This window comes from Bradyrhizobium sp. WSM4873, assembly GCF_055811355.1.
Window position 1 is genome coordinate 131,614 of record NZ_JBVVPS010000004.1, and the last position, 25,471, is coordinate 157,084.

Genomic DNA, 25,471 nt, shown 5'->3' on the forward strand with positions numbered 1-25,471 from the left:
TGTTACGAGGCCTTCGCCTTGGGGTCGAAAGGGGCAACATTCGACGCCCTCCCCGACGTTTCGGCGTCGAGACCGAACAGCTGTGCGACACGCTGCAGGCGGCTGGCGCGCTCGCCTGTGATGTCCTCGCTGGCCGACAGCACCTCGCTCATCTTCGTGAAAGCCGCGCGGCGTTGATTGACATCTTCGGGAAGCATCTTCGGGATAACGGCCAGCGCCGCCTCGCGATCGAGCAACAGCATGAAGAACTGCTCGCGAACCAGCATCTTGAATTCGGCGAGCGCTAATCGCGCTCCGCTGTCGTCGCGACGAGCCTGTCGTAGCGCCTCGATGCTGCGCTCGTCCACCATTCCTCTCGCCGAGCCGACATAAAGCAGGGCACGGATGGCCGCCTCGCGAAGCCCGCCTTCGCCAATCCTGGATCGGAGCTCGGCGATCCGTTTGTCGAGCATCGCACGGCGTTCGGCCGGCATCTCGCGCCGGCGCGACGGTTCAGCTTTCGGATCTATGCCGACCGCCGCCTGTAGCGCCGGCGAGCCGTAGAGGTTGAGGAAGATCGCCTCGCTCATCGCTTCCTGCGAATCGCGCCAGCTGTCCAGCGCATGAACGATCTGCTTGGAGACCTGCTCCTGAAACGCCAGGAACGGATTGTTGTTCGAAACCGGCTTGCGGTTCTCTTCCAGCCCTTCCGCTGCCGACTTCACGGCTTTCATCCACGGATTTTGGCTGCTGAACGCCTCATACTGCGTCCGTAGCGGATGCAGATTGCGCATCATCTCCGCCGTCTGCGGCGCCACCATGCCCTTGATCCAGGGCTGCACGAACTTGCGGTAGGCGGCAAGATTAAGCTCGGACACGCGTTTGGCCGCGGCAAAGCGCCGCTCGTCCTCAGGCGAATTGCCGCCCATGGCACGAATATCCTCTAGCGTTCGGGCCTCGCAGCGCATCACCCATTGGCCAACAACGAGATCGGAACTGGTGGTTTCCTCGTCCTTGGCTTCGAACGTCGCTTCGTAAAGGCCGGGCGGTAGTACATCAATCAGATCGATGTTGGTGGAAAATTCGGAGTGCTCCTTCTTGGCGACGCCGCCCGAGACGAAGATGCCTAGATGGCCGACGTTCTCGTGAACCGTATAGACGATCGTCTGCCCATAGGCCCTGATATCGTCCACGTCGGCGTAGCATTCGAGGATCCAACCCAGCGCCTGCTGTGGTGGAGTGATGTTGTCGCCCTTGGAGCAGAACACCACGATCGGCGAAGTGATGTTGCGCAGGTCTACCTTCTGCCCGTCGGCCAGGGTGATATTGCCGGCGGCCAAGTTGTTGCCAACGAAGAGTTCGTCGACAATGAACTGAATCTCCTCGGCGTTGAGATTGACGTGCCCACCCCACCAGCGCTCGAACTCCAGGTAGCGATCGGCTTCGGTATCGACCTTCGAATAGACATTGTACTGCTTGGTCCAGAGCGTGTTCGACGGGTTTTGGCCTTCGAAGTTCTGGACCAGCCAGGCACCATCGAACTTCCCGCCGCCGAGATCGCTAACGAGCGCAGTTAGCCAGCTTCCGCCCAGCAGGCCGCCCGAATATCGCATCGGGTTTTGGCCATGCACGCCCGCCCAGTACGCGAGCGGGGCTCCAGCGATGATCAGTGGGCCGAACAGTTCCGGCCGAACCGAAGCCAGGATCATGACCGCCCAGCCGGCTTGGCAATTGCCTATGACGCAGGGTTTCCCGTCAGCTTCCGGATGACGGCTGATCACCTTCTCGATGAACAGCGCCTCGGCACGCGCGATGCGCTCGATAGTCTGACCCGGCACGGGCTCCGGAAGGAAGCCGATGAAGTAACAGGGATGTCCCGCCTTCATCGCGACGCCGATCTCGCTGTCGGCCTTGAACCCGCCGATGCCTGGACCGTGCCCGGCGCGTGGATCAATCACGATGAACGGCCGCCGCGTGGGATCGATCTCGACGCCGGCTGGCGGGACGATGCGGACAAGCGCGTAATTGACGGGTTCGTCCAGCTTGCGGCCGTCGATGATCAGTTCGGCCGCATATTGCAGAACGTGTGGCGCGGTTTGGGCGACGTGCTCCCGATATTGGTCGCCGCGCCGGCGCATCACATCGAGAAAGAGTATGCTCCGTTGTCCCGCGTCGACCATGTATTCAACCGCGGAGGCGACGAGGCCGGACATCGGACCACCGGGCGATCCAGGCACTTCCATCTGCATGCTCCGACCTCAATGTCGTATGAATGCATCCAAGGCCCGCCGCAACAGCAGGCCATTGATATAGGTCAATGCTGGACGGCGAGTACGCCGACCCATTCGTGTCACGTCGATCATCCCGCCGGAATGTGTCGAGCTGACCGCCGAGATTCAGGCCGCCCGCTTTTTTTGCGGGGCCCCTTGATTCAAATCAAACGGGCAACCGACCGCCCCATTCATAGACGAGCCTCAGGCCGACGTGTTTTCCGGCCGCCGAGCCGAGATCCGCATGTCGGACATCGCCAAATACAGCGTGACGGAACACTTGCGGGACGGCAGCACGGCCGAAATCCGAGCGTTGCGGCCGGCCGACAAGACGGCTGTCCTCGACGCGCTGGATCAGACCAGCAAGCAGTCGTTGCAGCGCCGTTTTTTTGGGATCAAGCGTCATTTCTCGGACAAGGAGCGCGCGTTCTTCATGGATGTCGACTTCATGAATCACGTCGCGCTGGTGTGCGAAGTCGGGCAGCCCGAGCGGACAATGATTGTCGGAGGCGCTCGATACCTCGTGTTTGAGCCCGGACGAGCCGAGTTGGCCTTCGTCGTCATCGACGCTTGGCAGGGCCGAGGCATCGGCTCCATCTTAATGCGCCATCTTGGCGAGATCGGCTGCAACGCCGGATTGCGTGAATTCACGGCAGAGGTCCTGCCCGAGAACAAGTCGATGCTGGCGGTGCTCGGCAAGTTCGGCTTTAAGCCGGACGGGAACCGCGACCCCCAGACGATGCATTTGGCGCTACGCCTGGGCAAAGAGGGGCGGTGATCGATGAGCGGTACATGGTTCTGGCCCGCGCTCAAACTCAACGCTGGTTCAGAGACTACAAGAACTCCAGCAGGATCATGCCGCGAGATGCATCCGTCGACGTTGCGGAAAGCGTGGGCCGCCCGCGCGAGCAACGTGTTGCTTTAAGGCGGCTCCGAGAATACCGGACTTACCACCACAAAACACGCTCTCGCGCATCGCCAAGCCGCGGGTTCTCTCGCGCACGGGCGGTCATGAACCTTGCTGATGTCGCAGTCGAAGAGGCACATTATGAAACCCTTTACTCTGCTACTCGCTTCGGCCTGTATGTTTGCATGCGCTGGCGAGAGCCACGCAGTCGTGAGAATTGCCAACGACCGTGGTGGCTTGATTCAACGTTACCTTGATCGATATGACGAGTTGAATGAGACTGGCCAGACTGTGATTATCGATGGCCTCTGCGCGTCCGCCTGCACGATCGTATTAGCAAAGATCCCATCAGATAGAGTTTGCGTGACGGAACGGGCAAACCTTGCTTTCCACGCAGCTTGGGATCTCGGCGTCGGCGGACGCCATATTACAAATCGAGAAGCTACACGGATGATCTATTCGATGTACCCGGCTCCGGTTCGGACTTGGATCTCAGGCCGAGGTGGTTTGTCGCCCCACACAATCTTCCTTCGCGGTGCGCAGTTACAGACGATATTTGCGCGCTGCTATTTGGACTCTGCAGTCTTCTTCCGGTCATAGTCCTAAGCCCGCGTCTCGGCCTGCAGCGATGGCCGCATGGCAAGTCACTGAAGTCGCTTTGATCTATCTCAATTCTCTGACAGGAGCGGGTATCAGTTTGAGGGAGTCGCGTCCATCGCTCCGCCGCGCCGGCCGGGCGGTTGGGCGCTTCCAGGGAGCTCGATATGATCAAGTCGCTCGGAATTGCCACGTTCGCCTTCTTCTTCGCAGTATCGGCTCAGGCGATGACGCCTGCCCCGATTGCACAGCCCGAAAGCCTGATTACGGAAGTCGCTGCTGCCTGCGGCGTCGGTAGGACACGTATCAACGGCGTGTGCGTGGCACGGACGACCGTCCGGCATACCCGTCGGGCGGTCCGCAGATGTGTGAGAGGGACGACGTGCTGATTGGTTGTCCTCAAGGACAATACGCAAATTGGTGTGTCGCGATTAGAATTCTAGAGTACCGACCCCAACGGTACATCGACGCCCCCCACCGGCCTCAGTCTTTCCAGACTGGGGCCGTCTTGCGCCTGAAAGGTTGGACGGACCGGTCGCCTTGTGGGATTTATCGAACCGGGAACAACTCCAACCGCAACACTGATGCCGGCACGCCAACAATCAGCCTTCGAGAGCCGGTTATCGTCAACTGCCGAAGCCGACGATGCAGGTGAATAACGCAGACACAAAACGCAAATGTTTACGCAATTTACCACTCGACCATCAACGCGATCGTCTTCATTTTCCCGTCTGATAATTGCCTTGCGCGCCTTGTTTGGTCGGATGCTCGGAGTGGTCCTGTCGTAGCGGAGGTGGCCGGCATGTCCGAAATGGTGGAAGTGCTCGCCGGAACGAGTTTATTTCTACTCGCCTTCTCGCTGCTGATATTCGACATCCCCCGCTACACCTTATCGCTGGTGTCTCTTGCTCTGTTCAGCTCGAAGCGGCGAAGCGCCAGTGGGACGGTTTGCCAAGCGACGGTAAGCGTGATTATCCCGACATTCAACGGCGGCTCCGGGCTTGCTCCTTCGATCAACTCGCTGCGCCGGCAAACCCTTCGACCTGTCGAAATCATCGTCGTCGACGACGGCTCCACCGACGCGACACGCGCGGTCGCGGAGCGGGCGAGAGCGCAGGGCCTGGTTGACATGGTCATCTGCCATGGGACCCGCTGCGGCCGCAGCGCTGCCATCAACGCTGCAGCACGGTTTGCCCGCGGCGATCTACTCTTGACCGTAGATGCCGACACTGTCTTCGAACCAAACGCGGTTGAGCGCCTCGCGGCTGCGTTCGGCGACCCGCTCGTCGCCGGCGCAAGTTGCAGCATCGCGATCAGCAACGAACGCGACTCGATATGGACAGGGCTTCAAAGCGTCGAATACCTGGTGTCGATCACCGCGGGGCGGTCGATCCTCGACGTGGTCGATGCGATAGCGTGTCTGTCCGGCGCCTGTTCCATGTATCGCCGGGATATTTTTGCGCGGCAGGGCGGGCTCGACGTCGGCCCGGGAGAGGATATGGAGTACACCTTGCGGCTCCGCAGACTCGGCTATGTCATTCGGTTCGTGTCCGACGCCTGGGCGGAAACAGCCGGCCCCGCAAGCGGCATAAGTCTGTTGCGCCAGCGCGCGCGCTGGGATCGCGATGCTCTGCGCATCCGCTTCATGATGTATGGCGAGCTGAGTTTTCGCCATCCGCTGGAACGTTTACCGGACACAATCCAACGGCTGGATTTCATCGTCTTCGATCTCGTTCCGACGCTCAGCCTGCCGTTCTACTTGGCCTACATTGTGCTGTTGTTCGGCTCGGATGCCGTGTTGTTTCTCTCGGCGATCTACGTGCTGCTCCTCTGGATCTCGGTCTTCAATATGGCGCTTGTGTTCGCCCTCTTCCATCGATCCGTCGGAACGTTTGGCTGGAAGATGGCTCTGATCTTTCCCTTTTACCAGGGTGTCTATCTCAAGTGCGCCCGGTTCTTTTCCTACTCTTCGGAAATCATCTTTGCCTCGTCGCGGAACGATGATTTCGTGCCGCCGCGCGTTCGCCGCGCACTGTTCGGCGATCGGACGAAGGAAGTGGCCAAATGACCATCACCCTAACACGGCTCGATCCCCATATCCCCGACCCCATCGAGAGCCGTCGGCGCGCGGCCGGACGGGCTGTCCGCGCCGCCTATGCGACGATCGTATTCGGCATACTCGCATTCTTTGTCGTCTATTTCGGGAGGCCAATTCTTTATCTCGGCGGCCCGGGCAGCGTGTCCTCACCGAGATATTTGATTTCACTGCCTTACATCGTGCAGATCAACAGCATCACCGTGCTGAGAGGTGCGTCGGTCAAGGCCGGCGAAGAAATCGGAAGGGTTCGGTCTCCGCAGCACGATGAAATTGTCGCCACCTATATGCGCTCGCTCGCGGACATCGCCGGCCGCAGAGCGGACTTGCGTGTCAAGGCCCGGGTTGCGCGCGAATCTCTCGACGCGGCGCGCTCACATTTGCGGCTTGCAGAGGAAGCTGTCGAACTTATCGCAAACTCGTCGGCCGCGAGCCTGAATTACCGCATAGACATGTCCCGGGAGCGCGCCCTGGCGAACAAAGCCGTGGTCTCGCAGGAGGCGGAAGCCGCTGAAGCCAGCACTCAGTTGGCCGCTCTCGACGAATTCAGCCGGCAACTCGGTGATCGCCTCGAAAAGGTTGAAAGCAGCTTTGCAGACGGGAGAGTCTTCGCGCCCATAGCTGGCATCGTCGCGAACAATCCTGCGCGCGCCGGTCAATCCCTCGTGGCGGGCACTCCGATTGCAGAAATTCTCGACCCCACGGATGTCTTTGTCGACTGGTACGTTCCTAACGAACGCCTGTCCGATCCAAAAGTCGGCAACGAAGTCTTTGTGCTGTTCGGCAACCGGCGAATTCTGGGCGAGATCATTGAAATCCTGCCGGTGTCAGATGTATACCCCGGAGCGGGCTCGTCGGCGGCGCGCGAGCGTACCGCCTCGCAAATCGCGCGAATTCGGTTCAGCCCAGGCGCGCATCCCCCGGCGCTGAACTCGGCCGTCGACGTTCACATGCACTACACACAACTGAGCGCGCGGATCGCTTCCATGCTGGTGCGACTATTCGGGCTCGATGAGTTGTGAGAGGGAGCGAGGTGCAGCATGCAGGTCGAAGCGAACCAAACGGGTTGCCCGGCTTGCGGCTCCTCCGCGCTAGAATTGTTTCCAGTATTCCACCACATGATCTGCGCCTATGTTGGTCCGGAGTATGACTTCATGCCAAAGATCGCGGGATATACGTGCCCGAAGTGCTGCCGGGGCATCGTGCCAGCTGACCCAGCATGCGAGATCGTGGGGACTAGCGCGCGCTGCACCCGATGTCGGGTTGAGATGGTGGTTTCCCCGGCGTGTGCTCCGGCTGGCTTGCAAGTATTAGCGATTGAACTTGTTAGACGCTCGCTGCCGAATGACTAGTTCGGCCGATGGTGCTGGCCCATCGGAAGCGAACTCCCAGACAATTACGCATGGCCTCGGTCTTGGCAGGAAGCGCAGCACTTGTTGCGGCAACTTGTTGCCGGAATTCCTCCGCGCCTTGTGGATCTATAGATTTCTAGGCTCGGGTCTGCACTCGTAAGTGGATGTGTTCCCTGAGCGCTCTTGCATCCTGCCAGAACGCTCGAGTTAACATAGATGAACAGAGATGTTTGATCTGCGTCAATCGGCGATGGTGCCATCTGCATTGCACTTCAGGAAGGTCGCGGCCGCATCAGCGCGCTGCGGCTCTTGCTCCAGAAGGAGAATGCCATGCTCCGCCAAGTCCTTATTGCAGCTTCAGCCGCGACCGCGCTGCTTGTAGCTAGTTTGCATTCTGACGAAGCCTTCGCCCGTCGTGGTGGTGGAGGCGTGCGAGCCGGAGGCTATCACGGCGGCGGCGCGATGCGAGCGGGCGGCTACCGCGGCGGAGCCGTGGCCGTTCGAGGCTATCGAGGCGGTGCAGTTGCTGTGCGCGGCGGACGCTATGGCTATCGAGGCGGCTACGGCGCCTACCGAGGCTACCGCTACGGCGCAGCCGCTGTAGGCGCTGCGGCAGTCGGCGCCGCTGCAGCGGGCGCGTACTACAGAGGCGGCTGCGGATACGATGCCTACGGAAACTGGATTTGCCCGAACGGCTACTAAGGCTCTCAAGCGGACACTAGCGCTCGTGGAAGCGGGCAGTTCGTCTGCCCGAGGAGCTGGTTGATCACGCGCGAGGCGTCTGGTCGGATTTGCGCGGCTTGTCCGCCCCAATGCCAAGTTGGACGCGCCGCCATTAATGACTGAGAGAGCCATCCCGACAACGAACCTAACTCCGTGCTTCAAAGACCAGACGCTACCAGGCAACCTCGATCGAAGTCTGCAGATGGCTCGACGAGCCCGCCGCCGCGAACACCTCTGTGGCTCTCAGGCACATTGAATCGCACTGGCTGTTTCGGATAACGAGCCTTGATCAGCCTGTTATCCCGACAGCCCGAAAAGCTATTGCCGGCCGGGGCATTCACCCATTGGCACAAAGTGCACTGGCCAAGCGCTGCGCATCTGCTTGTCTAGAGCGCGCCTTGCCGATTCTTTCTAGCCCCCAAGCTTCCAGGATTGGCGAGATCGTACAGGCCCCGGCGCGGCATCAGCTTCGCCGGGGCCACGGACGCGGGGATGGTCCAGGACTATGGACACAGAGGCAGAACGGCAACGAGGGTTGGAGTTGGGTCGCCGCTGGGCAGAGCATGCTTCGGCGCACGAGCTTGCCACCATGGTGAGCGGCTCGTTTGATGATCTCGGCGAAATTCTGCCAGCGGACGCATCTGATCAGTTCGTCGGCGGCTTCCGCGAAGGCGTGTTGCACGTCTGGCGCGGGGCCTAGGATGTCAGGATAAGGGTGCGGGGATGAGACCAAGCGCCCTTGCCCCATCGCGGAAAATTTCAGGCGGCCAGTTGACTGGTCAATATTCCTGACACAACTGAAGCGAGCAAATTGCTCAATTTTCCCAGCTGTTGCCGCGCAAGCACACCGAATTCCAGTCGGCTCAGCTAGCTTCGAGATGGAATGCCGGACTGCCAAGAAAAGAGCCGGCATCGTTAGGGTGAAACGTGGATGGAGCAAAAAGAATGAAGAAGATTTGGTTGAGTGGCATCGCCTTGCTGGCGGTGAGCATGGCGGCACCCGCGTCAGCGGCTGATCTGGCCGCTAAACCTTACGTCAAGGCCCCGCCCCCGGTGATCGCGCCGATCTATGATTGGACCGGGTTCTACATCGGCGCCAACGGCGGTTGGGGACAAAGCCACGGCTGTGTGGATTTCGTCACGCCAGCAGGGACGGTCGCAGGTGGTTGCGCCGATCGCTCCGGCGGCCTCGCTGGCGGACAGATCGGGTACCGCTGGCAAACCAATCAGTTTGTGCTCGGCCTGGAAGCGCAGGGAGATTGGGCAGAAATCAAGAATACGCGCGTCAGTCTGATCGACCCGCTGATTTCGACAACCGGTAAGATTGACGCCATCGGACTCTTCACGGCGCAGCTCGGCTGGGCATGGAACGCCTCGTTGTTCTACGTGAAGGGCGGCGCCGCCGTGACGCGCAATCGGTTCGACATATTCAACAACGTCACCGGGGTCGGCTTGGCATCGGCAGGGCACACACGCTGGGGCGGCGCCCTTGGCGTCGGCTGGGAGTACGGCTTCACGCCCAATTGGTCGCTCGGTATCGAATACGACCATCTCTGGATGGGGCGTGATAATGCCGGCTTCGCAGGCGTAGTCACTCCCGGAGGGTTCGTCCTCACCGGCAGCGGGGTCAGCCAGGATGTGGACATGGTCACGCTTCGATTGAATTACCGTTTCGGTGGATACGGCGCACCGGTCGCGGCCAGATATTAATGCACTCACCCTGCCAAACCAAAGCCCCGGCATGCCGGGGCTTTTTTGTGCTTATGAAATCTTGGCGCTCAAGAAGCCGAACATCTCCAGCGCAAGCACCTTGAGAGGGCTGCGACTGCGTCATCGTCCTAAGGCAAATGTCCCGAGCTGTTACCATTCTGTCGCGCATTTGGACGTTGCTTGTGCCTAGTAGTGAATGCCGTCTGCCCAGAGTTTGCAAATGAGATCAAACAAACCGGAAGACTGTGTCATCAACCATGCGGCCGCGATTGCTGTACTCGTGCTTTGCACTGATGTTTCGTATGCCGACCAGGGGGGTAGCTCATTCTGGTTTCCGGGCCAGTTTGCAAGTCTCGCCGCCGTGCAGCAGACACCGGGCTGGGCGCTCAGTGTCATCGATTACCATTCCAGCGTCGCCGCCTCGGGGAGCGCTGCTGTGGCCAAACAGATCCAAGCCAGCAGAATCCCCGCCAATGTCAACGTCAGTTTGAATCTGGGTCTGAGCGGACGGACTGATCTAGTCGCCCTCGCGCCATCGTATACTTTCGCGGCGACGGTGCTTGGCGGTCAGTTGGTCGTGGGCATGTCCGGCCAATACGGCAGAGCCGCCGCCAGTCTCGCTGGAACACTGACAGCGATGGCTGGACCGATTGTGGTGACGCGCACTGGGACGCTCGAAGGCTCGCTTGTCTCATACGGCGACCTCGCGCCATTCGCGGAGGTGTTTTGGAACGATGGCGTCCACAATTACATGGCTTACGTCACAGGCAATATTCCCGTCGGCGATTACGATCTGACGCGGATCCCCAATACCGGGCTCGGTCATGGCGCGATCGACATTGGAGGCGCCTATACCTACTTCAACCCGGCGGCAGGAAACGAAATCTCGGGCGTCGTCGGCCTCACCTACAATTTCAGGAATCCGGACACCCAGTACCAGAGCGGCATCAATTTCCACTTCGACTGGGGCGCATCGCACTACCTCACCAAGCAGCTTTTCGTCGGCCTTGCTGGATACGCCTATCAGCAAATCACCGACGACTCCGGCCAAAACCCGATGCTCGGTGGCTTCAGATCACGCGTTTTCGGCCTCGGTCCGCAAATCGGGTACAGCTTCCCGATCCGAGATATGCAGGGCTCTCTTGGTCTAAGGGGATACGGCGAATTTGGTGCAGCCAACCGTCCGTCGGGATGGAACACCTGGCTGACGTTCACTATTTCCCCGTCCGCGCCTGCCGCCGTCGCGCCCAGGAAGCATTTGGTTGTGAGATAAACCTCTTCCGAACTGGAAGGTCGGCTGCGGTCGGTCGAAGTATCAAAGGAGAGAAACTGCGAAGAACTCCAACCTTCGCAAATCTTGTCCGACATGCGTCACTGAGCGAACCTCGATGAAATGCGCCGCTACTCGGCTGACGGCCATCAACAGGAGCCAAACCAATACAGGGCGCGCTCTGTTGCTCGCAAGCGGCGGGAGACTGGTCCAGCTAACTAGCTCTATTCTGAATGGCCGTTGGTAGAGTGCGGGATTTGTTCTTCTTGCAATACGCGACGACCGCGCTGGAGTTCCTCTGCAGGCGCTCGTAGTCCAATACACTGTTGCTTGCTGCTGCGTTATAGTAGCCGCTCATGAAGTATCTTACAAAATCTTGATCCGCCGGACCGTATGCCAACCAAGTTCCGCAGGTGATCTTGTTAAAATCCAGCGTAGCGTTAGGCACCGCAGTTACGCCTATCGATTTTTCCAGTCCTACCATCACGCTGGCATTCGGGTTGGACTGGCACCACCCTCTTACGTTTGTGACATTTGCCCGATGCAGGTCAAAATCTACAAACGTCCTCCGACTTTCATAACTAAACCAGCCGGTCATCCAAGCTGAAAATTTGCTCGACGGTGTAGCCGGCATGGCGAGATATTCGCTACAGGTGATGCTGCGAATATCGGCCGTCGTGGCAAGCGCCTCAGTGGCGAACGCTGAGGCGATTAGGACGAACGTAACGATACTGAACCTGCACCTCATTGTGATGACTCCCGTAACGAGTGACCGACAGACTAATCGCGATTTGCTTTCACAGGACCGGCATCCCGCGGCTCCCGAGAGTAATCACCATAGTGGCAAGTGCTCGATTTGATCTAGATCAACCTACCAGGTAGCGAGGAGAGTCAGCCCGCTGCGCGGGACGCGATAAACTGCAAATCGTGTCACCGTTGTGACTGATGTCACGTGGAATCCCGTCTTGCCAAACACGTTGCAATGCTGTGCTTCGGTGTGCTCCCTGCCAGCGGGTCCCCGCAGCATGTGCAGGTCGCTCATTGATATTTGCCGATCGGACATTGACTTGGCGGTCGGTTTGCAAGGGGCTTTGCTAAACATAAGCATGTCGCGTTAGGCCGCGTTTGTCCTTGCGCGGTGGCTCTGTCCACCGCCCAGGGAGCGGCTTTTCTCACGATGCGACGACAATTGCGATCTGTTCTCATTCGCCGGCGGTAACTGGCCTAATGTAACAGGTAATGGCAAAAATCGATTTGCGAGCTGCCTGCTTGATCTGCTTCAATTCTCTTCTGGCTATCGGACGTAAGCTAAGCTTCTTGACAGGAGCAACAGCAGTGCCAAGCGCAGAACAGTGCCGAGGGTATGCTGCCGAATGCAGCGCCAAAGCAAAGGAGGGGCGAATTTCGTCGCGCTCAACTGGTTGCTCGCCGGAGCTTCGCTCATCCCTCCTGCCTGAAATACGACGGCAGTATGCTACGGCTGTCGCCCAATCCCGCGGGTGCACATGAGCAGGCGGGAGGCTTCCTCAAGGCCGGGGTTCGTGACCTGCCGATCGACCCGGAGACGGAAGACTCGAGATCACCGATGCACAAATCGGTCTATCGGCGTTCGGAGCAGCGTCCGTTCTTCTCTACGATCGCATGGCGGCCTACCGCCCGGACAACATGAGGGTCCACGTCGACTTCAACCACTACTTCGATGGGAACGCGGCGCAGCTGCCCCGATGCGCCGCCGATGACATTGAAAGGAAGTGGAAGATGCCGACCATGTCGGGCGGCTCTGACCCAGATGCCACATTGATGGAGCAGTTCTGTCGGGCGGCCTTCGAGACGCCTTTGGCCTCCGCGGAGACGAGGAGAGCACATTACAATGCCGAGAGTCGCCGCCCGGTGGTCAAAAACACCGCTTGAAAAACCGTTTTAGTTCGGCCTTCTCGAACGGTTTCTCTCGCTAAGGTCTTGATTTAAATGGTGGGCGCACCAGGGCTCGAACCTGGGACCCGCTGATTAAGAGTCAGCTGCTCTACCAACTGAGCTATGCGCCCGAAAGGCGGTTAAAGCCTTGCGAGGCCGGTCGTTTAGCAAAGCGATCCGGGTCTGGCAAGCGATGGCACGTAAGTTTTCCAAGGCTATGACAAGGGTATGCCAAGGGCGTGCCCACCTCCCCAAAAAAGCGAAAAGCCGCTGGATTCCAGCGGCTTCGCCAAGGGTGACCGGAGCAATCCTTGCAGGCTCAGAGCCGGCCCTCGCGGTCCCGGTCCGGGCCGCCGTCGCGGTCGAAACGGTCACGGTGGAAATGGTCCATGCCGCGCTCCATCATGCGGTCCATGCCACCCTCCATGAAGTGGCGGCGCGGGCCGTCTTCGCCGCCGCCGAACGGGCCGCGGTGGCGGGTCAGCACGGCGAGGCGCCGCTTCTGGCCCTCGTCCAGGGTCTTGTAGAGCGGATCGGCGGCATCGGCGATCTTCTTTAGGGCCGCCGACGTCGCCCCCATGTCCTCGGCGCGCTGGCGTAGGCGGGCGACCGGATCCTCCGGCCTGTCGGCATCCTTGTTGGCGTCTCTATTCGCGTCCCTGCCGGCATCGCCGGGACCGGCATTCATCCGCGCATTGGCGCGGTCGATGCGCAGCTTGGCGAAGTCGCGCACGGCGGCCTCGACCGGCGGCCACAGCTTTTCCTGGTCGGCGTTGAGCTTCAGCCCGGCATGGACGGCGGCGATCCGCGCGTCGACCATGGCGGCGCGATCTTCCGGGTTCATCCGGATGTGGCGCATGTGCTCGTGCATCCACGGGCGATGATAGTGGGCATAGACCGCGCCCGAGCCGGCGATGCTGAGCACGGCGATGGCGGCGATGGTGAACTTCCTCATGCGAACTCTCCTCTGGAAGGATGCCGTGAGGATGGGCGCAGCGCAGCTTACGTGCAACTTACAAGTTGGACAGGGAGCGCCTTCTTTCGAAGATATAACGCTCCTGAATTTTCATTCAGTCGCAATCGGAAATCATTCGCAACAAAAGGGGCTCCGCGCCCGGCACGGAAGCCCCCATTCATCGTCCGTTCAAATCAGTTCGTCGTGCTCTTCGCTTCCTTCTGGAACTCGTCGATCAACGGTTGCCCGATGCGACCTGCGGCGTCCTTGTAGACCGGCTCCATGGCCTTGCGCATCGCCTCATCCTGCTCCGGCGTCAGCTTGATGATCTCGCTCTTGCCGCTCTTCCTGATCTCGGCGAGCGCGTCCTCGTTCTCCTTCTGCGACTGCGTATTGTTGAAGTCGGTTGCTTCCTTCATCGCCTTTGTCAGCTGGTCGCGGATGTCGGCCGGCAAATCGTCCCAGAACTTCTTGTTCACGATCACGACGTAGCCGATATAGCCGTGGTTGCTCTCGGTGATGTACTTCTGCACCTCGTGCATCTTCTGGGTATAGATGTTCGACCAGGTGTTCTCCTGCCCGTCGACGACGCCGGTCTGCAGCGCCTGGTAGACTTCGCCGAACGCCATCACCTGCGGCAGCGAGCCAAGCGCCTTGAACTGGGCCTGGAGCACGCGCGAGGACTGGATGCGGAACTTGACGCCCTGATAGTCGGCCGGCGTCACCAGCTTCTTGTTGGCGCTCATCTCCTTGAAGCCGTTGTCCCAATAGGCAAGGCCGGTGATGCCCTTCGGTTCGAGCAGCTTGAGCAGCCTCGCGCCGAGCGGACCTTCCGTCACCTTCCGCAGCGTCTTCAGATCAGGGAGGATGTAGGGGAGATCGAATACCTCGAACTCACGGATGCCGAGCGGGCCGAACTTGGAGTTGGACGGCGCCAGCATTTGCACGCTGCCGAGCTGGAGCGCCTCGAGTTCTTCCTTGTCCTTGTAGAGCGTCGAGTTCGGATAGATCTCAACCTTGACCTTGCCGCCGGTGTACTTCTCGGCGAGCTCCTTGAATTTCTCCGAGGCCTTGCCCTTCGGCGTGTCGGTGGCCACAACGTGGCTGAACTTGATGATGATGGGCGCTTGGGCCGATGCCGGCCCGGTCAAGCCAAGAGCCAGGACCGCCATGGACGCAGCGATCGCGAAGGTGCGCATAATCTCTCCCTTTGTTATTTGGGCCACTCCTCGCGCGGGTGGCCGATCCTTATGCCGGTTGCATCAATAGCGGCTGGGAGGCGGAGCCGCTATTGGCCCTTAGCAGGGCAGGTATTCATCATGAATACCGCTGCGCTGCCTCGCCCGCTTGCGGGAGAGGGATGAGGCCAACGGTACCTCCAGGTCGGGACACGCCCCGCGTGGAGAGAACTCTCACCGGCAACGCCTGGGACGATGCGTCGCATCACCCAGGCGTGTCGCCCTCTCCCCCAAGCGGGAGAGGCGAAGTTAAGTCAGCTCGCCGCCGCGGTCGTCACGGTGTCGCGCTGGCGTTTCATGACGATCTTGTTGAGCGCGCCGAGATAGGCCTTCGCCGAGGCCACCAGCGTATCAGGATCCGCCGCGCGCGCGGTCATCGCACGTCCCTCATGCGACAGCCGCACCGAGACTTCGGCCTGCGCGTCGGTGCCCTGCGTCACTGCGTGGACCTGGTACAGCTCGAGCTTGGCTTCGTGCGGCACCAGGCGCTTGATGCAGTTGAACACCGCGTCGACCGGACCGTTGCCCTCAGCCTCCTCGATCTTGATCTGACCGTCGACGTCGAGCTTCATGGTCGCGCGCTGCGGGCCATGGGTGCCGGCGATCACGGTCAGCGAGGTCAGCTTGATGCGGTCGTGCGAAGCCGCCATCTCCTCGTCGACCAGCGCCTCGATGTCCTCGTCGTAGATGTCCTTCTTGCGGTCGGCCAGCGCCTTCATCCGCGTGAATGCATCTTCCAGCTGGTTCGGGCCGAGCTTGTAGCCCATCTCCTCCAGCTTGTGCACGAAGGCATGGCGGCCGGAATGCTTGCCCAGCACCAGCGAGGACTGCTTCAGGCCGACCATCTCGGGCCGCATGATCTCGTAGGTGGAAGCGTCCTTCAGCACGCCGTCCTGGTGGATGCCGCTCTCATGCGCGAACGCGTTGCGACCAACGATGGCCTTGTTGTACTGCACCGGGAACGAGGTCGCCGCCGACACCACCTTCGAGGCGCGGGTCAGCTGCGTGGTGTCGATCTTGTTCCAGTAGGGGAATTTGTCGTTGCGCACGTTGATCGCCATCACGATCTCTTCCAGCGCGGCGTTGCCGGCGCGCTCGCCGATGCCGTTGATGGTGCACTCGACCTGGCGCGCGCCGCCGACGACGCCGGCCAGCGAATTCGCCACCGCCATGCCGAGATCGTTATGGCAGTGCACGGAGAACACCGCCTTGTCCGAGTTCGGCACGCGCTCGATCAGCGTCTTCATGAAGTGGGTGTATTCGTCGGGCGTGGTGTAACCGACGGTATCAGGAATGTTCACCGTGGTGGCGCCGGCCTTGATGACGGCTTCGACGATGCGGCACAGATAGTCCATCTCGCTGCGGGTGCCGTCCTCGGCCGACCATTCGACGTCGTCGATCTGGTTGCGGGCGCGCGCGACCATGGCAACCGAGGTCTCGAGCACCTGCTCCGGGGTCTTGTTCAGCTTCACGCGCATATGCAGCGGCGACGTCGCGATCACGGTGTGGACGCGGCCCCGCTTGGCAAATTTCACTGCCTCCGCGCAACGGTCGATGTCGGCGGGATGGGCGCGCGACAGACCGGCGATGACGGCGTTCTTGGAGCGGCGGGCGATCTCGCTGACCGCCTGGAAGTCGCCTTCCGAGGTAATGGGGAAGCCGGCCTCGATGACGTCGACACCCATATCGTCCAGCATCTCGGCGACCTCGAGCTTCTCCTCGAAGGTCATGGTGGCGCCGGGGCACTGCTCGCCGTCGCGCAGGGTGGTGTCGAAAATGATGACGCGGTCCTTATCGGACTTGTTCACGGGGGCCATTTGAATTTCCTTTTGAGCTTTTGCGCCGTCAGTCTTCTAGGCGCTTGAGGTGTCCGGTGATCTCGACCAACCCCTGAGCGCCCAGGCGCATGGCGCCCAGCCGGCCCTCAGGGGCAAGTAAGAAGAAGCCCGCCAATCAGGAGGGTGGGCAGCAGCGCGGCCGGGATCGTGGCGGCGGCCAGAGCCACCTCCCCCGAAATCCCATCGATTTGGCCGCGAATCAGCATTGCCAGACCCTTTGAGCCCTCAATCCTCGGTCAAAACCGTTGACGGTTGGTTGCCGGGAGGCTCGATCTACCGTTTCTAGACGAGAAATGGCGGCAACCGCAACGCCAAAAGATGGACAGAACCATTGACCTGGTTTCCCCCGGCTATTGCCGGGGCGGCGGCACGAGGTCGAGCAACCGCTTGCGGACGCTCACTTCCAGAGGCGCGTTGCAGACCGGCCGATTGTAGAAGCCGCTGCTGCGACACAAGGTGGGCGTCGGACCGCGAAGGTCGCCGGCCTGGCAGGCAAGGCAAATTCGGAACGCCGCCGCCTCGAGCTGGAGCGAATAGTCGAGCGTCGATGCAGCCGGCTCGGACGGTTGGAAGAGCTGGCTGCCCTTGATGTTCTGGAACCAGGTGTCGATGTGGCCCTTCACCTTCGCAGGATTGGCGAGGTCGTCCATGTTGAAGCGACTGTCGAGCAGCCCGATCGAGGCGCGCGGCGTGCGCGCCGCTGAGTGACACGACAGGCAAGATGAGCGGATATTGTCGGCAGGTCCGTTGGCGCGCCCCATGAAGCCCATGGTGAGACGCTGGTCCCAGCCATAGGTGACGTTCCGCAAATCGGGATTGATCCAGCTCTCACGGATCGCGCCGTCGTAGACGCCGGGGTCGTTGCCCCATTGCAGCGATACCGGCACGAGATTGTCGAACAGGGCGTCGCCCTTTGCCGGGCCGCGCCAGACAAAGGTCCCGAACACCCATCCGGTGTCCAGCGACCGGCCGGTCTTCGCTGAATCCTTCACTGAAATATCGACCTGAAGCAGGCGCACCGAGCGGATCGTGCGGGTGCCGGGATCCTGACCGCCGGAGCCAGCGCCCAAATTGTCGATAAAGGCGTCGTATTCGGGTGCGCCCTGGAGGTAGGCAACTTCGTCGGGTGAGGCATCGGTGAACAGAAATTTGACGGAGACAGTGTCATTCGGAAATTTCATCGCGACCGGGAAAGACGGATTGCAAGGCTCGGCGAAGACCTCCCCGAAGACTGCTGCTCCCGGCCTGTTGTAGAAGCCGACCGCCCAGACCTGGGAACCTCGTGTGTTGGTCTTGGACAGATCGCCGGGATCGGGGCCGCGTTCCTTGGTCAGCCCCATCAACGGCTCGCGCCCGGAGTTTCCGTAGTCGAGCCATTGCGAAATCCACCACTGCTCCTGACCGGTGCCGACGAGCTTGCGGTCCACGATTTTGAAGGACGTCTTCGCGGTACTGAGCACGGCATTCATGTAGTCAGCCGGCTTGGTGCGAAAATCGACCGATTCCCAAGGCTGCGGATCATTGGGATTGGGGCGCACCGGCGGATAGTCTAGTCGCCACTTGGCCGCGGCAACCGTGCCATTCGCCTTCATTGTACTCGCCGAAAAGCTCTGACACTCATCGGCCTGGCACGACGAGCCCGCAATCATAGCCAGAACGACGACAACCCCTGCCGCTCTCATGACGGGCTCCTTTGCGCCTGCCGGTGAATCCAATCGGACCACGATTAGGCGCATTGCCGCATCAGGTGTGTTAAATGGTTCACACAACCTGGGAGAATTGCACGAGCAAATCGCCGCATGTCGGGCGAAGTGGCAGTGCACACGCGCTTTCGCCGGCGGCCCATTTTGGGACCAAAGGTACAGACCGATTAGCCACTCAGCGAGACCGTCGAGCTACGCCGTGCGGCGAGCGCGAGCCCTGCTCTCCCAGCGGTTCAGCATCTGACCGAGCTCGCCGGTGGCGACCGGCGCAGCCTTGCCGGCGATCGCGATCTCGTTGGTATTGGCCGGTGCGTTGGCGCCGAGCCAATCCGGCTCGCTGTACTCCCGCCAGCGGCGCGCCTCGGCTCGCCTTTTGCGGGAGACGTAGTCGCGGCTGAAATAGCCGGCCGCAAATGCAATCCCGAGCAGCAAAACCAGTACGATGACAGCCACAGCGAACTCCGACTTACGCCCGGGATGACGTTCTGCCAGCCTCGCGCAGGAGGTCAAGGCTTGACATGCTCCACAGCTTGGCCATGCCCCGAGCGCAGTTCCGGTAACCCGTCACGCCGGATGAATTTGTCGTTTCCATGTTCGAGGTTGCAGCGCTTTTGCCGCCCCGATATCTCGCTGAGGATGCGTACCTCCCCCTCGCAACCGTCATCGGACCGGACTAACCTCGCCCTGCTCGGCCGGATCAACCGGCCAGCCGAACATGACCGGGAGGACGCGATGACACGCCAAAAGCAGCGTGACCATGATGCTGCGCTTTCACGACGAACGCTCGTTCAGGGGCTTGCGCTCGCCGCCGCCACAATGGCCGGCGCCGGCTCCGCGCGAGCCCAGACCGGACCGGCCGCGCCGCCGACGACGATCACCACCCCACCACGCGATTTCGGTCCCAACGGCGCGCCGACCACATATTTCTGGGACCCCGACGTCATCGCGGTCGATCCGTCCTTCAACGATCTCGCGCAGCCCAACACGGCGATCAAGCGTCTCTATACGGGCCTGCTGTGGGCTGAAGGCCCGGCATGGAGTGCACAGGGCCGCTATCTGCTCTGGAGCGACATTCCCAATAACAGGCAGATGCGCTGGAGCGAAGACGACGGTCGCGTCAGCGTGTTCCGCTCGCCGTCCAACAACTCCAATGGTAACTCGTTCGACTTCCAGGGCCGTCAACTCTCCTGCGAACATTTGACCCGGCGGGTGACGCGTTATGAACATGACGGCACCGCGACCGTGCTTTGCGACAATTACAACGGCAAGAAGCTCAACTCGCCGAACGACGTCGTCGCGCATCCTGACGGCAGCTACTGGTTTACCGATCCACCCTATGGCGGCCAGCTCTACGAAGGTGAGCCCGACGCCGCGGGCGGTCCGAGCAATTCCGGCGGCAAGCTCAATCCGCGGATTGGACAGCCGGCCGGCTTCGCACCGGGCAAGCGCGAGCTGCCGACCAATTGTTATCGCATCGACCCTAGCGGCCGTGTCGACCTCGTCGTCACCGAGGAGCAGGTGCCGGATCCGAACGGGCTGTGTTTTTCGCCGGACTTCAAGAAGCTCTACGTCGTCTCAACCGGCAAGGGACCCGGCGATACCGGGCCCGGCGGCAAGGGCGAGATTTTCGTGTTCGACGTCGGCACCGACAACAAGCTCACCAACCAGAAGCGGTTTAGCGAGTGCGTGATCGACGGTGTGAAGTGCGGGCCGGACGGCGTGCGCTGCGACGTCAACGGCAATGTCTGGGCCTCCAGCAATGCGGGCCGCGCCGTCGGCTACAGCGGCGTGACGACGTGGTCGCCGGACGGCAAGCTGCTCGGCCGCATCCGGTTGCCCGAAGTGTGCGGCAACATCTGCTTCGGCGGCCCCAAGCGCAACCGCCTGTTCATGGCCGCGAGCCAGTCGCTCTATGCGGTGTACACGGCCACGCAGGGCGCAGGCCCGGGCTAAGCCCGCGCGAGAGACCACAAGCACGGGCGTCGGCGTGGACCGCCGGCGCCCTCGGTTCCCTGATCGCAATCAAGCTACGCCCCGGGCAAATCTCCGCCATCAATCCAACGAAGATTGTATCGCGCGGAAGGGCCGCAGCGCGGTGCGAAGGCATGATGCCCTTCGTTCCCGCGCCCGACTTGAACGGGGAGTTGCGCGATGCGCCGTATGCCAAACGACACCATCATCGTCAGCGTTGGGTCCCAGCAATTCGTGACTGAGTTCGGAGACCCGGGCCTGCCGAACGACGCCCGCGGCGGCAGCGACAAGATGATCGCGACCGTCGACGGGGGCAACGCGGTCCTGACATTCGTTGGCGACGACCAGACGCTGCAAGGACATTCCCGCGGCGGAAACGACCATCTCGCTGCAACCGTCACAGGCTTCGGGGACTACCTGTTCCTGGACGGCGATGCGCAGGCGATGTCCGGCGACGCCCATGGCGGCAACGATGTGCTTCATGTCGATGCATCGACATCGATCTACGCGACCCTCGGTGTTTTTGGCGATGCCGAAACCGCCATGTCGGCCGACACGGGCGGCGGCAATGACGTCGTCATTGCATCGATGGGAAACAGATCGTCCGGCGCGTTCAGCGGAGACTCCGGTAGTGCCATGAGCGATCATGCGCATGGCGGCAATGATATCCTCAGCGTGACCCAGGTCGGCAGTTACGGCGGCGCTTCGATATCGGGCGACGCCCTCGTCTCCATGAGCGGCGATGCGCACGGCGGCAACGACATCCTCAGCTACACCGTCGGTGCCGCAGCCCAATCTGGCGGCGCGTCTCTGGTCGGAGACGCCGGCTACATGAGCGACGATGCCCGTGGCGGCAACGATATCCTGATCGCGGCTGTCAACGGCAACCCGGACTCCACGTCCATCGTGCTCGTGGGAGACGCCTCGAACATGTCAGGCAATGCGCATGGCGGAGATGATATCCTCCTCGGCAGCCGCCGCGACGATTTGCTGTATGGCGATGCACAGACCTACGCCCCGTTCACGGCCGGCTCGATCACGGGCGGCAAGGACATGCTGAACGGCGGTCGCGGAAATGACCAGTTCTGGGGCGGACCGAACGACGACGGTTTCGTCTTCAACAAGGGCTCGGGCCTGGACGTGATCAACGATTTCGACCAGGGTAACAAGGCTGTCGGCAGCACGGCGCGAGAGCATGATTTGATCAATTTGCACGATTACGGCTTCGCAGACTGGGCGGCGCTGAAAAGCCTGATCAGCGATAACAGCACAGGAAACGCGGTGATCCACCTGACCGCGACCGATACGATCACGCTGGAGGGGGTCCATACCGCGGATCTCCATGCAAAGGATTTCATTGTATGAGAGAGCATTCATGCGCGTTGTGATCTGCGGCGGGGGCGTGATCGGCGCCTGCACCGCCTGGTTTCTCCGCCGCCGCGGCATCGATGTCCTCGTCGTGGAGCGGACGGACGTCGCGGCCGCGGCGTCCGGCAAGGCCGGCGGCTTCCTCGCGCGCGACTGGTGCGAGGGCTCGCCGCTCGATGCGCTGGCGCGACGGAGCTTTGCGATCCATGCGCAGCTGCCGGACGAGATCGCAGGCGATTGGGGCTATCGCCCGATGAGCGCTTATAGCGGCTTCGTTGCCGCCGATGGCCATCCGCGCCGGAATGCACCGTCCGCGCTCGGCTGGCTCAGCAACGGCGTCATCATCGCGCAGCGCATCGGCGCGATGGAGACCACCGCGATCGTTCACCCCAAAAAATTCACTTCGGCCGTGATGAACGCGGCGCTCGCGCTAGGCGCCGAGCTTCGCACCGGCCAGGTGACCGGCATCATGCGCGATGCGAACGGCACGACCGCGACGGGCGTCGAGGTCGACGGCCGCATCGTCGAGGCGGACGCCGTCGTGATCGCGATGGGACCATGGTCGCTGCTCGCCGCGCAATGGATGAGCCTGCCCGCCGTCTACGGCCAGCGCAGCCCGAGCATCGTGTACGACACCGGCACGGATGCGCCGGCCGATGCACTGTTCCTGGAGTCTCAAGAGAATGGCAGCGCCGTGTCGATCGAGGTCTTTCCTCGCGCCGACGGCAGCACGCATATCACCGCTCTCTCCGACATCGCGCCGCTTCCGCTCGATCCGGCTGCCGTGACGCCGGACCACGACGCGATCGCGCGCCTGCAAACCATGTCCGAGCGGCTGTCACCGCTGTTCCGCTCCGAGAGGATCATTGCGCAGCAGGCTTGCTTCCGGCCGGTGACACAGGACGGCCTGCCGCTGATCGGCAAGGTGCCGCAAAGTGAAGGTCTCTATGTTGCGACCGGGCACAATGTATGGGGCATCCTGAATGCGCCCGCCACGGGCGAGGCCATGGCGCAACTGATCGCGGAGGGTGCGACGAGCAACGTCGACATCTCGTCCTTCGATCCGGCCCGCCTCTCGCCACTCGATCCATTGCTGCTGCGAGCGCGCTGAGCCAACGCGACGGCATCGCAATTCAGCGATCAGGTTGCTGTGCGCCCGCGATAGCTGCGCATGCCTACCAACGAAATCTGCATGCCTGCGCGTGAAACGGGTCCGGGAGCTTTCCTGCCCGCTATTTGCGCAGCGCTAGACTTTAGTCCGTGCCTCACAATCCTGAACGCGGTTTCACTTGCCGAGAATGTCTCCGCCGGTATAGTCGCGCGCATAATGGCTCATAAGAGGCCTGTTAAGGGAGAGAACAAGATGAAGAAACCGCTCTCTGTTGCGTTGCGAATAGCACTCGGTACCGCCGCAACCGCTGTGTTGATGACCTCAGGCGCGGCACTCGCGGCCGACCCGATCAAGATCGGCGTGATCGCGGAAGCGCAGGCGATTGCCGGCGCCTCCATCCCCCAGGCGGCACAGCTCGCCGCCGACGAGATCAACGCCAATGGCGGCGTCGACGGCCGCAAGATCGAGATCGTCTCTTACGACAATCATTCCTCCTCGGCGGATTCGGTGCGCGCATTCCAGCGCGCGGTAAACGAGGACAAGGTCAACGCGGTCATAGCCAGCTACATCAGCGAAGTCGTGCTGGCACTTGAGCCCTGGGCCTCGCGGCTGAAGACGCCGTTCGTCACGCCCGGTGCCGCGTCCAACGAGATCAGCAAGAGCGTGCATGCCGACTACGAGAAGAACAAGTACACCTTCCACGGCTATCTGACCTCCGCCGCGCTGGCGCTTTCCGTCTGCGACGGCGCCAAGGACCTGCTGGTCGACAAGATGCACATGAAGACCGCCGTCATCATGAGCGAGGACGCCGCCTGGACCAAGCCGCTCGACATCGGCTACGAGGAATGCCTGCCCAAGATCGGGCTGAAGGTGCTCGACCACATCCGCTTCTCGCCGGATACCACCGACTTCACGCCGATCTTCAACAAGATCGAGGGCGCCAAGCCCGACGTGATCATCACCGGCATCTCCCATGTCGGCGTGCAGCCGACGGTGCAGTGGAAGAACCAGCAGGTGCCGATCCCGATGTTCGGCATCGCCTCGCAGGCGACCAACGAGACTTTTGGAAAGGACACCAATCAGGCGGCGGAAGGCGTGCTCTACCAGGGCGTCTCCGGCCCAGGCGTCGCGGTGACACCCAAATCGGTGCCGTTCGCCGAAGCCTTCAAGAAGAAGTTCGGCAACTATCCCTCCTATGCCGGCTACACGGCCTATGACGAGGTCTACTACATCGCAGACGCCGTGAAGCGCGCCGGCTCGACCGACGCCGACAAGCTCGTCGATGCGCTGGAGAAGACCGACTGGGAAGGCACGATCGGCCGCGTCCAATTCTACGGCAAGGACGATCCGTTCACGCATTCGATCAAATACGGCAAGGGCCTGATCACCGGGCTGATGCTGCAATGGCAGGGCGGCAAGCAGAGCGCGGTCTGGCCCAAGGAAGTCGCCAAGGTCGACATCAAGTTCCCGAGCTTCATCAAGCTCTCGAACTAGCAGGACACGCTCCCGGGACCAGCTCCCGGGAGCTTCCACATGCGGCCCCGCACGTTGCCCCAGCAACATCGTCTCTCATAAATCAGATTGCCAATTCTAGATGCGTGCTTTCCAGATTCTGATCGATGGCTTTGCCATCAGCGCTCTCTATGCTCTCGGTGCCACCGGCTTCACGCTGATCTTCGGCGTGTCCGGCGTCCTCAACCTCTCCCACGGGGCCATCATGGTGGCGGCAGCGGTGGCGGCCTGGGCCGCCGCCAGCATCCTGAATGTCGGCACCTATGCCGGCGCGCTGATCGGGGTCGGCGTCGCGCTCCTCACATCCTTCGCCACCTATTTCGCGGTGGTGAAGCCGATCCAGGACTCCCGGCGCATCCCGAATGAAGAGAAGGAGATCTTCGTCCTCACCGGCACGCTGCTATGGGGGATCATGATCCAGGAGGTGATCGCTTATTTCTTCACCAACAACGCCAAAACCGTGCTGCCGATCGTCGAGGGCGTCGTCGAAATCCTCGGCGTCCGCACGCCCAGCAATGAGATCTTCACCGCGATCGTGTGCTGCTTCGTCATCGCGCTGTTGTGGCTCCTGGTGAACCGCACCCGCACCGGCAAGGCGGTGCTGGCGGCCTCGATGAACCCGCGCGGTGTCACTCTGCTCGGCCTCGAGCTCACCAACATCTACGTTGTGGTGTGGGCGATCTACGGCATCCTCGCCGGCATCGCCGGCGTGCTGCTCGGGATGTTCCTCGGCGTCAGCTCCTACAGCGTCGGACCGCTGACCGCGAGCGCGTTCTCGATCGTCGTGCTCGGCGGCCTCGGCAGCGTCTCCGGCTCGCTGATCGCAGCCTTCGTGGTCGGCTATCTCGAAACACTCACGGCTTACCTGGTCTCGCCGGCCTACCGCACCATTCCGGCGCTGCTGCTGCTCGTGTTCGTGATGTACATCCGGCCCCAGGGCCTTCTAGGGAGGCGCTGA

22 protein-coding genes and 1 tRNA gene are annotated in these 25,471 nt (G+C 61.5%); 15 read left to right on the forward strand and 8 right to left on the reverse strand.

Annotated elements, in window-relative coordinates; genetic code table 11:
• Positions 1 to 2: 2 nt before the first annotated feature.
• Positions 3 to 2,228, reverse strand: a complete 2,226-nt coding sequence (locus AC0L21_RS09095; RefSeq protein WP_473260374.1) for a DUF3141 domain-containing protein — start codon at positions 2,226 to 2,228, stop codon at positions 3 to 5.
• A gap of 265 nt (positions 2,229 to 2,493) precedes the next feature.
• Here AC0L21_RS09095 and AC0L21_RS09100 point away from each other — a divergent pair, with 265 nt between their 5' ends.
• The 9 genes from AC0L21_RS09100 (at position 2,494) to AC0L21_RS09140 (ending at position 10,906) form a co-directional block, all read left to right on the forward strand.
• Entirely contained in the window at positions 2,494 to 3,027 is a 534-nt protein-coding gene (locus AC0L21_RS09100) for a GNAT family N-acetyltransferase (protein ID WP_473260376.1), read from the forward strand.
• 270 nt (positions 3,028 to 3,297) lie between these two features.
• Positions 3,298 to 3,756 (forward strand): hypothetical protein, encoded by a 459-nt coding sequence (locus tag AC0L21_RS09105; RefSeq protein ID WP_473260379.1) that lies wholly within the window; start codon positions 3,298 to 3,300, stop codon positions 3,754 to 3,756.
• A gap of 799 nt (positions 3,757 to 4,555) precedes the next feature.
• A complete protein-coding gene (locus AC0L21_RS09110; protein WP_473260381.1) occupies positions 4,556 to 5,821 on the forward strand; it encodes a glycosyltransferase family 2 protein in 1,266 nt (421 codons plus the stop codon).
• Positions 5,818 to 6,870, forward strand: a complete 1,053-nt coding sequence (locus AC0L21_RS09115) for an HlyD family secretion protein (protein WP_473260383.1) — start codon at positions 5,818 to 5,820, stop codon at positions 6,868 to 6,870. Before AC0L21_RS09110 ends, AC0L21_RS09115 begins: the two co-directional genes overlap by 4 nt.
• Positions 6,871 to 6,888: 18 nt before the next feature.
• The gene (locus tag AC0L21_RS09120; RefSeq protein ID WP_473260385.1) at positions 6,889 to 7,200 is read left to right on the forward strand and encodes a TackOD1 domain-containing metal-binding protein; all 312 of its coding nucleotides are present in this window, start codon (positions 6,889 to 6,891) and stop codon (positions 7,198 to 7,200) included.
• Between the two features lie 330 nt (positions 7,201 to 7,530).
• The gene (locus tag AC0L21_RS09125) at positions 7,531 to 7,902 is read left to right on the forward strand and encodes a hypothetical protein (protein ID WP_473260387.1); all 372 of its coding nucleotides are present in this window, start codon (positions 7,531 to 7,533) and stop codon (positions 7,900 to 7,902) included.
• 526 nt (positions 7,903 to 8,428) lie between these two features.
• A complete protein-coding gene (locus tag AC0L21_RS09130) occupies positions 8,429 to 8,623 on the forward strand; it encodes a hypothetical protein (protein WP_473260390.1) in 195 nt (64 codons plus the stop codon).
• Positions 8,624 to 8,868: 245 nt separating this feature from the next.
• A complete protein-coding gene (locus AC0L21_RS09135) occupies positions 8,869 to 9,633 on the forward strand; it encodes an outer membrane protein (protein ID WP_473260392.1) in 765 nt (254 codons plus the stop codon).
• Positions 9,634 to 9,853: 220 nt separating this feature from the next.
• Positions 9,854 to 10,906 carry a SphA family protein gene (locus AC0L21_RS09140; protein ID WP_473260394.1) on the forward strand — a complete coding sequence of 351 codons (1,053 nt, stop codon included), beginning with the start codon at positions 9,854 to 9,856 and terminating at the stop codon, positions 10,904 to 10,906.
• 211 nt (positions 10,907 to 11,117) lie between these two features.
• On the opposite strand, the gene AC0L21_RS09145 is transcribed toward AC0L21_RS09140, so the two are convergent.
• Positions 11,118 to 11,651 carry an HdeA/HdeB family chaperone gene (locus AC0L21_RS09145; protein ID WP_473260396.1) on the reverse strand — a complete coding sequence of 178 codons (534 nt, stop codon included), beginning with the start codon at positions 11,649 to 11,651 and terminating at the stop codon, positions 11,118 to 11,120.
• 893 nt (positions 11,652 to 12,544) lie between these two features.
• Here AC0L21_RS09145 and AC0L21_RS09150 point away from each other — a divergent pair.
• Positions 12,545 to 12,814 (forward strand): hypothetical protein, encoded by a 270-nt coding sequence (locus AC0L21_RS09150; RefSeq protein ID WP_473260398.1) that lies wholly within the window; start codon positions 12,545 to 12,547, stop codon positions 12,812 to 12,814.
• 58 nt (positions 12,815 to 12,872) lie between these two features.
• On the opposite strand, the gene AC0L21_RS09155 is transcribed toward AC0L21_RS09150, so the two are convergent.
• From AC0L21_RS09155 to AC0L21_RS09180, 6 genes are all read right to left on the reverse strand, one after another.
• A tRNA-Lys gene (locus AC0L21_RS09155) sits at positions 12,873 to 12,948 on the reverse strand.
• Between the two features lie 188 nt (positions 12,949 to 13,136).
• Complete coding sequence (locus AC0L21_RS09160; RefSeq protein WP_473260400.1) at positions 13,137 to 13,772, reverse strand: Spy/CpxP family protein refolding chaperone; 636 nt, start codon at positions 13,770 to 13,772, stop codon at positions 13,137 to 13,139.
• Between the two features lie 194 nt (positions 13,773 to 13,966).
• Positions 13,967 to 14,971: a TRAP transporter substrate-binding protein gene (locus AC0L21_RS09165; protein ID WP_354128132.1), complete on the reverse strand. Its 1,005-nt coding sequence runs from the start codon at positions 14,969 to 14,971 to the stop codon at positions 13,967 to 13,969.
• Between the two features lie 293 nt (positions 14,972 to 15,264).
• Positions 15,265 to 16,827 (reverse strand): 2-isopropylmalate synthase, encoded by a 1,563-nt coding sequence (locus AC0L21_RS09170; protein ID WP_027519477.1) that lies wholly within the window; start codon positions 16,825 to 16,827, stop codon positions 15,265 to 15,267.
• Between the two features lie 371 nt (positions 16,828 to 17,198).
• Entirely contained in the window at positions 17,199 to 18,440 is a 1,242-nt protein-coding gene (locus AC0L21_RS09175) for a hypothetical protein (protein ID WP_473260402.1), read from the reverse strand.
• Between the two features lie 303 nt (positions 18,441 to 18,743).
• The gene (locus tag AC0L21_RS09180; protein WP_473260404.1) at positions 18,744 to 19,004 is read right to left on the reverse strand and encodes a hypothetical protein; all 261 of its coding nucleotides are present in this window, start codon (positions 19,002 to 19,004) and stop codon (positions 18,744 to 18,746) included.
• A 279-nt stretch (positions 19,005 to 19,283) separates the two neighbouring features.
• Between AC0L21_RS09180 and AC0L21_RS09185 the strand changes: the two genes are divergently transcribed.
• The 5 genes from AC0L21_RS09185 (at position 19,284) to AC0L21_RS09205 (ending at position 25,471) form a co-directional block, all read left to right on the forward strand.
• Positions 19,284 to 20,504, forward strand: coding sequence for an SMP-30/gluconolactonase/LRE family protein (locus tag AC0L21_RS09185; protein WP_473260407.1), 1,221 nt, complete (start codon positions 19,284 to 19,286; stop codon positions 20,502 to 20,504).
• 198 nt (positions 20,505 to 20,702) lie between these two features.
• Positions 20,703 to 21,887, forward strand: coding sequence for a calcium-binding protein (locus tag AC0L21_RS09190; protein ID WP_473260409.1), 1,185 nt, complete (start codon positions 20,703 to 20,705; stop codon positions 21,885 to 21,887).
• Positions 21,888 to 21,897: 10 nt separating this feature from the next.
• Positions 21,898 to 23,001 carry an NAD(P)/FAD-dependent oxidoreductase gene (locus tag AC0L21_RS09195; protein WP_473260411.1) on the forward strand — a complete coding sequence of 368 codons (1,104 nt, stop codon included), beginning with the start codon at positions 21,898 to 21,900 and terminating at the stop codon, positions 22,999 to 23,001.
• 252 nt (positions 23,002 to 23,253) lie between these two features.
• Positions 23,254 to 24,495, forward strand: coding sequence for an ABC transporter substrate-binding protein (locus tag AC0L21_RS09200; RefSeq protein WP_473260413.1), 1,242 nt, complete (start codon positions 23,254 to 23,256; stop codon positions 24,493 to 24,495).
• A 100-nt stretch (positions 24,496 to 24,595) separates the two neighbouring features.
• Positions 24,596 to 25,471, forward strand: coding sequence for a branched-chain amino acid ABC transporter permease (locus AC0L21_RS09205; RefSeq protein WP_007601104.1), 876 nt, complete (start codon positions 24,596 to 24,598; stop codon positions 25,469 to 25,471).

Bases quoted from the DNA above. Each gene is read 5' to 3' on its own strand.
- AC0L21_RS09095 (WP_473260374.1), bottom strand. From the start codon at position 2,228: ATGCAGATGGAAGTGCCTGGATCGCCCGGTGGTCCGATGTCCGGCCTC.
- AC0L21_RS09100 (WP_473260376.1), top strand. From the start codon at position 2,494: ATGTCGGACATCGCCAAATACAGCGTGACGGAACACTTGCGGGACGGC.
- AC0L21_RS09105 (WP_473260379.1), top strand. From the start codon at position 3,298: ATGAAACCCTTTACTCTGCTACTCGCTTCGGCCTGTATGTTTGCATGC.
- AC0L21_RS09110 (WP_473260381.1), top strand. From the start codon at position 4,556: ATGTCCGAAATGGTGGAAGTGCTCGCCGGAACGAGTTTATTTCTACTC.
- AC0L21_RS09115 (WP_473260383.1), top strand. From the start codon at position 5,818: ATGACCATCACCCTAACACGGCTCGATCCCCATATCCCCGACCCCATC.
- AC0L21_RS09120 (WP_473260385.1), top strand. From the start codon at position 6,889: ATGCAGGTCGAAGCGAACCAAACGGGTTGCCCGGCTTGCGGCTCCTCC.
- AC0L21_RS09125 (WP_473260387.1), top strand. From the start codon at position 7,531: ATGCTCCGCCAAGTCCTTATTGCAGCTTCAGCCGCGACCGCGCTGCTT.
- AC0L21_RS09130 (WP_473260390.1), top strand. From the start codon at position 8,429: ATGGACACAGAGGCAGAACGGCAACGAGGGTTGGAGTTGGGTCGCCGC.
- AC0L21_RS09135 (WP_473260392.1), top strand. From the start codon at position 8,869: ATGAAGAAGATTTGGTTGAGTGGCATCGCCTTGCTGGCGGTGAGCATG.
- AC0L21_RS09140 (WP_473260394.1), top strand. From the start codon at position 9,854: ATGAGATCAAACAAACCGGAAGACTGTGTCATCAACCATGCGGCCGCG.
- AC0L21_RS09145 (WP_473260396.1), bottom strand. From the start codon at position 11,651: ATGAGGTGCAGGTTCAGTATCGTTACGTTCGTCCTAATCGCCTCAGCG.
- AC0L21_RS09150 (WP_473260398.1), top strand. From the start codon at position 12,545: ATGGCGGCCTACCGCCCGGACAACATGAGGGTCCACGTCGACTTCAAC.
- AC0L21_RS09160 (WP_473260400.1), bottom strand. From the start codon at position 13,772: ATGAGGAAGTTCACCATCGCCGCCATCGCCGTGCTCAGCATCGCCGGC.
- AC0L21_RS09165 (WP_354128132.1), bottom strand. From the start codon at position 14,971: ATGCGCACCTTCGCGATCGCTGCGTCCATGGCGGTCCTGGCTCTTGGC.
- AC0L21_RS09170 (WP_027519477.1), bottom strand. From the start codon at position 16,827: ATGGCCCCCGTGAACAAGTCCGATAAGGACCGCGTCATCATTTTCGAC.
- AC0L21_RS09175 (WP_473260402.1), bottom strand. From the start codon at position 18,440: ATGAAGGCGAATGGCACGGTTGCCGCGGCCAAGTGGCGACTAGACTAT.
- AC0L21_RS09185 (WP_473260407.1), top strand. From the start codon at position 19,284: ATGACACGCCAAAAGCAGCGTGACCATGATGCTGCGCTTTCACGACGA.
- AC0L21_RS09190 (WP_473260409.1), top strand. From the start codon at position 20,703: ATGCGCCGTATGCCAAACGACACCATCATCGTCAGCGTTGGGTCCCAG.
- AC0L21_RS09195 (WP_473260411.1), top strand. From the start codon at position 21,898: ATGCGCGTTGTGATCTGCGGCGGGGGCGTGATCGGCGCCTGCACCGCC.
- AC0L21_RS09200 (WP_473260413.1), top strand. From the start codon at position 23,254: ATGAAGAAACCGCTCTCTGTTGCGTTGCGAATAGCACTCGGTACCGCC.
- AC0L21_RS09205 (WP_007601104.1), top strand. From the start codon at position 24,596: ATGCGTGCTTTCCAGATTCTGATCGATGGCTTTGCCATCAGCGCTCTC.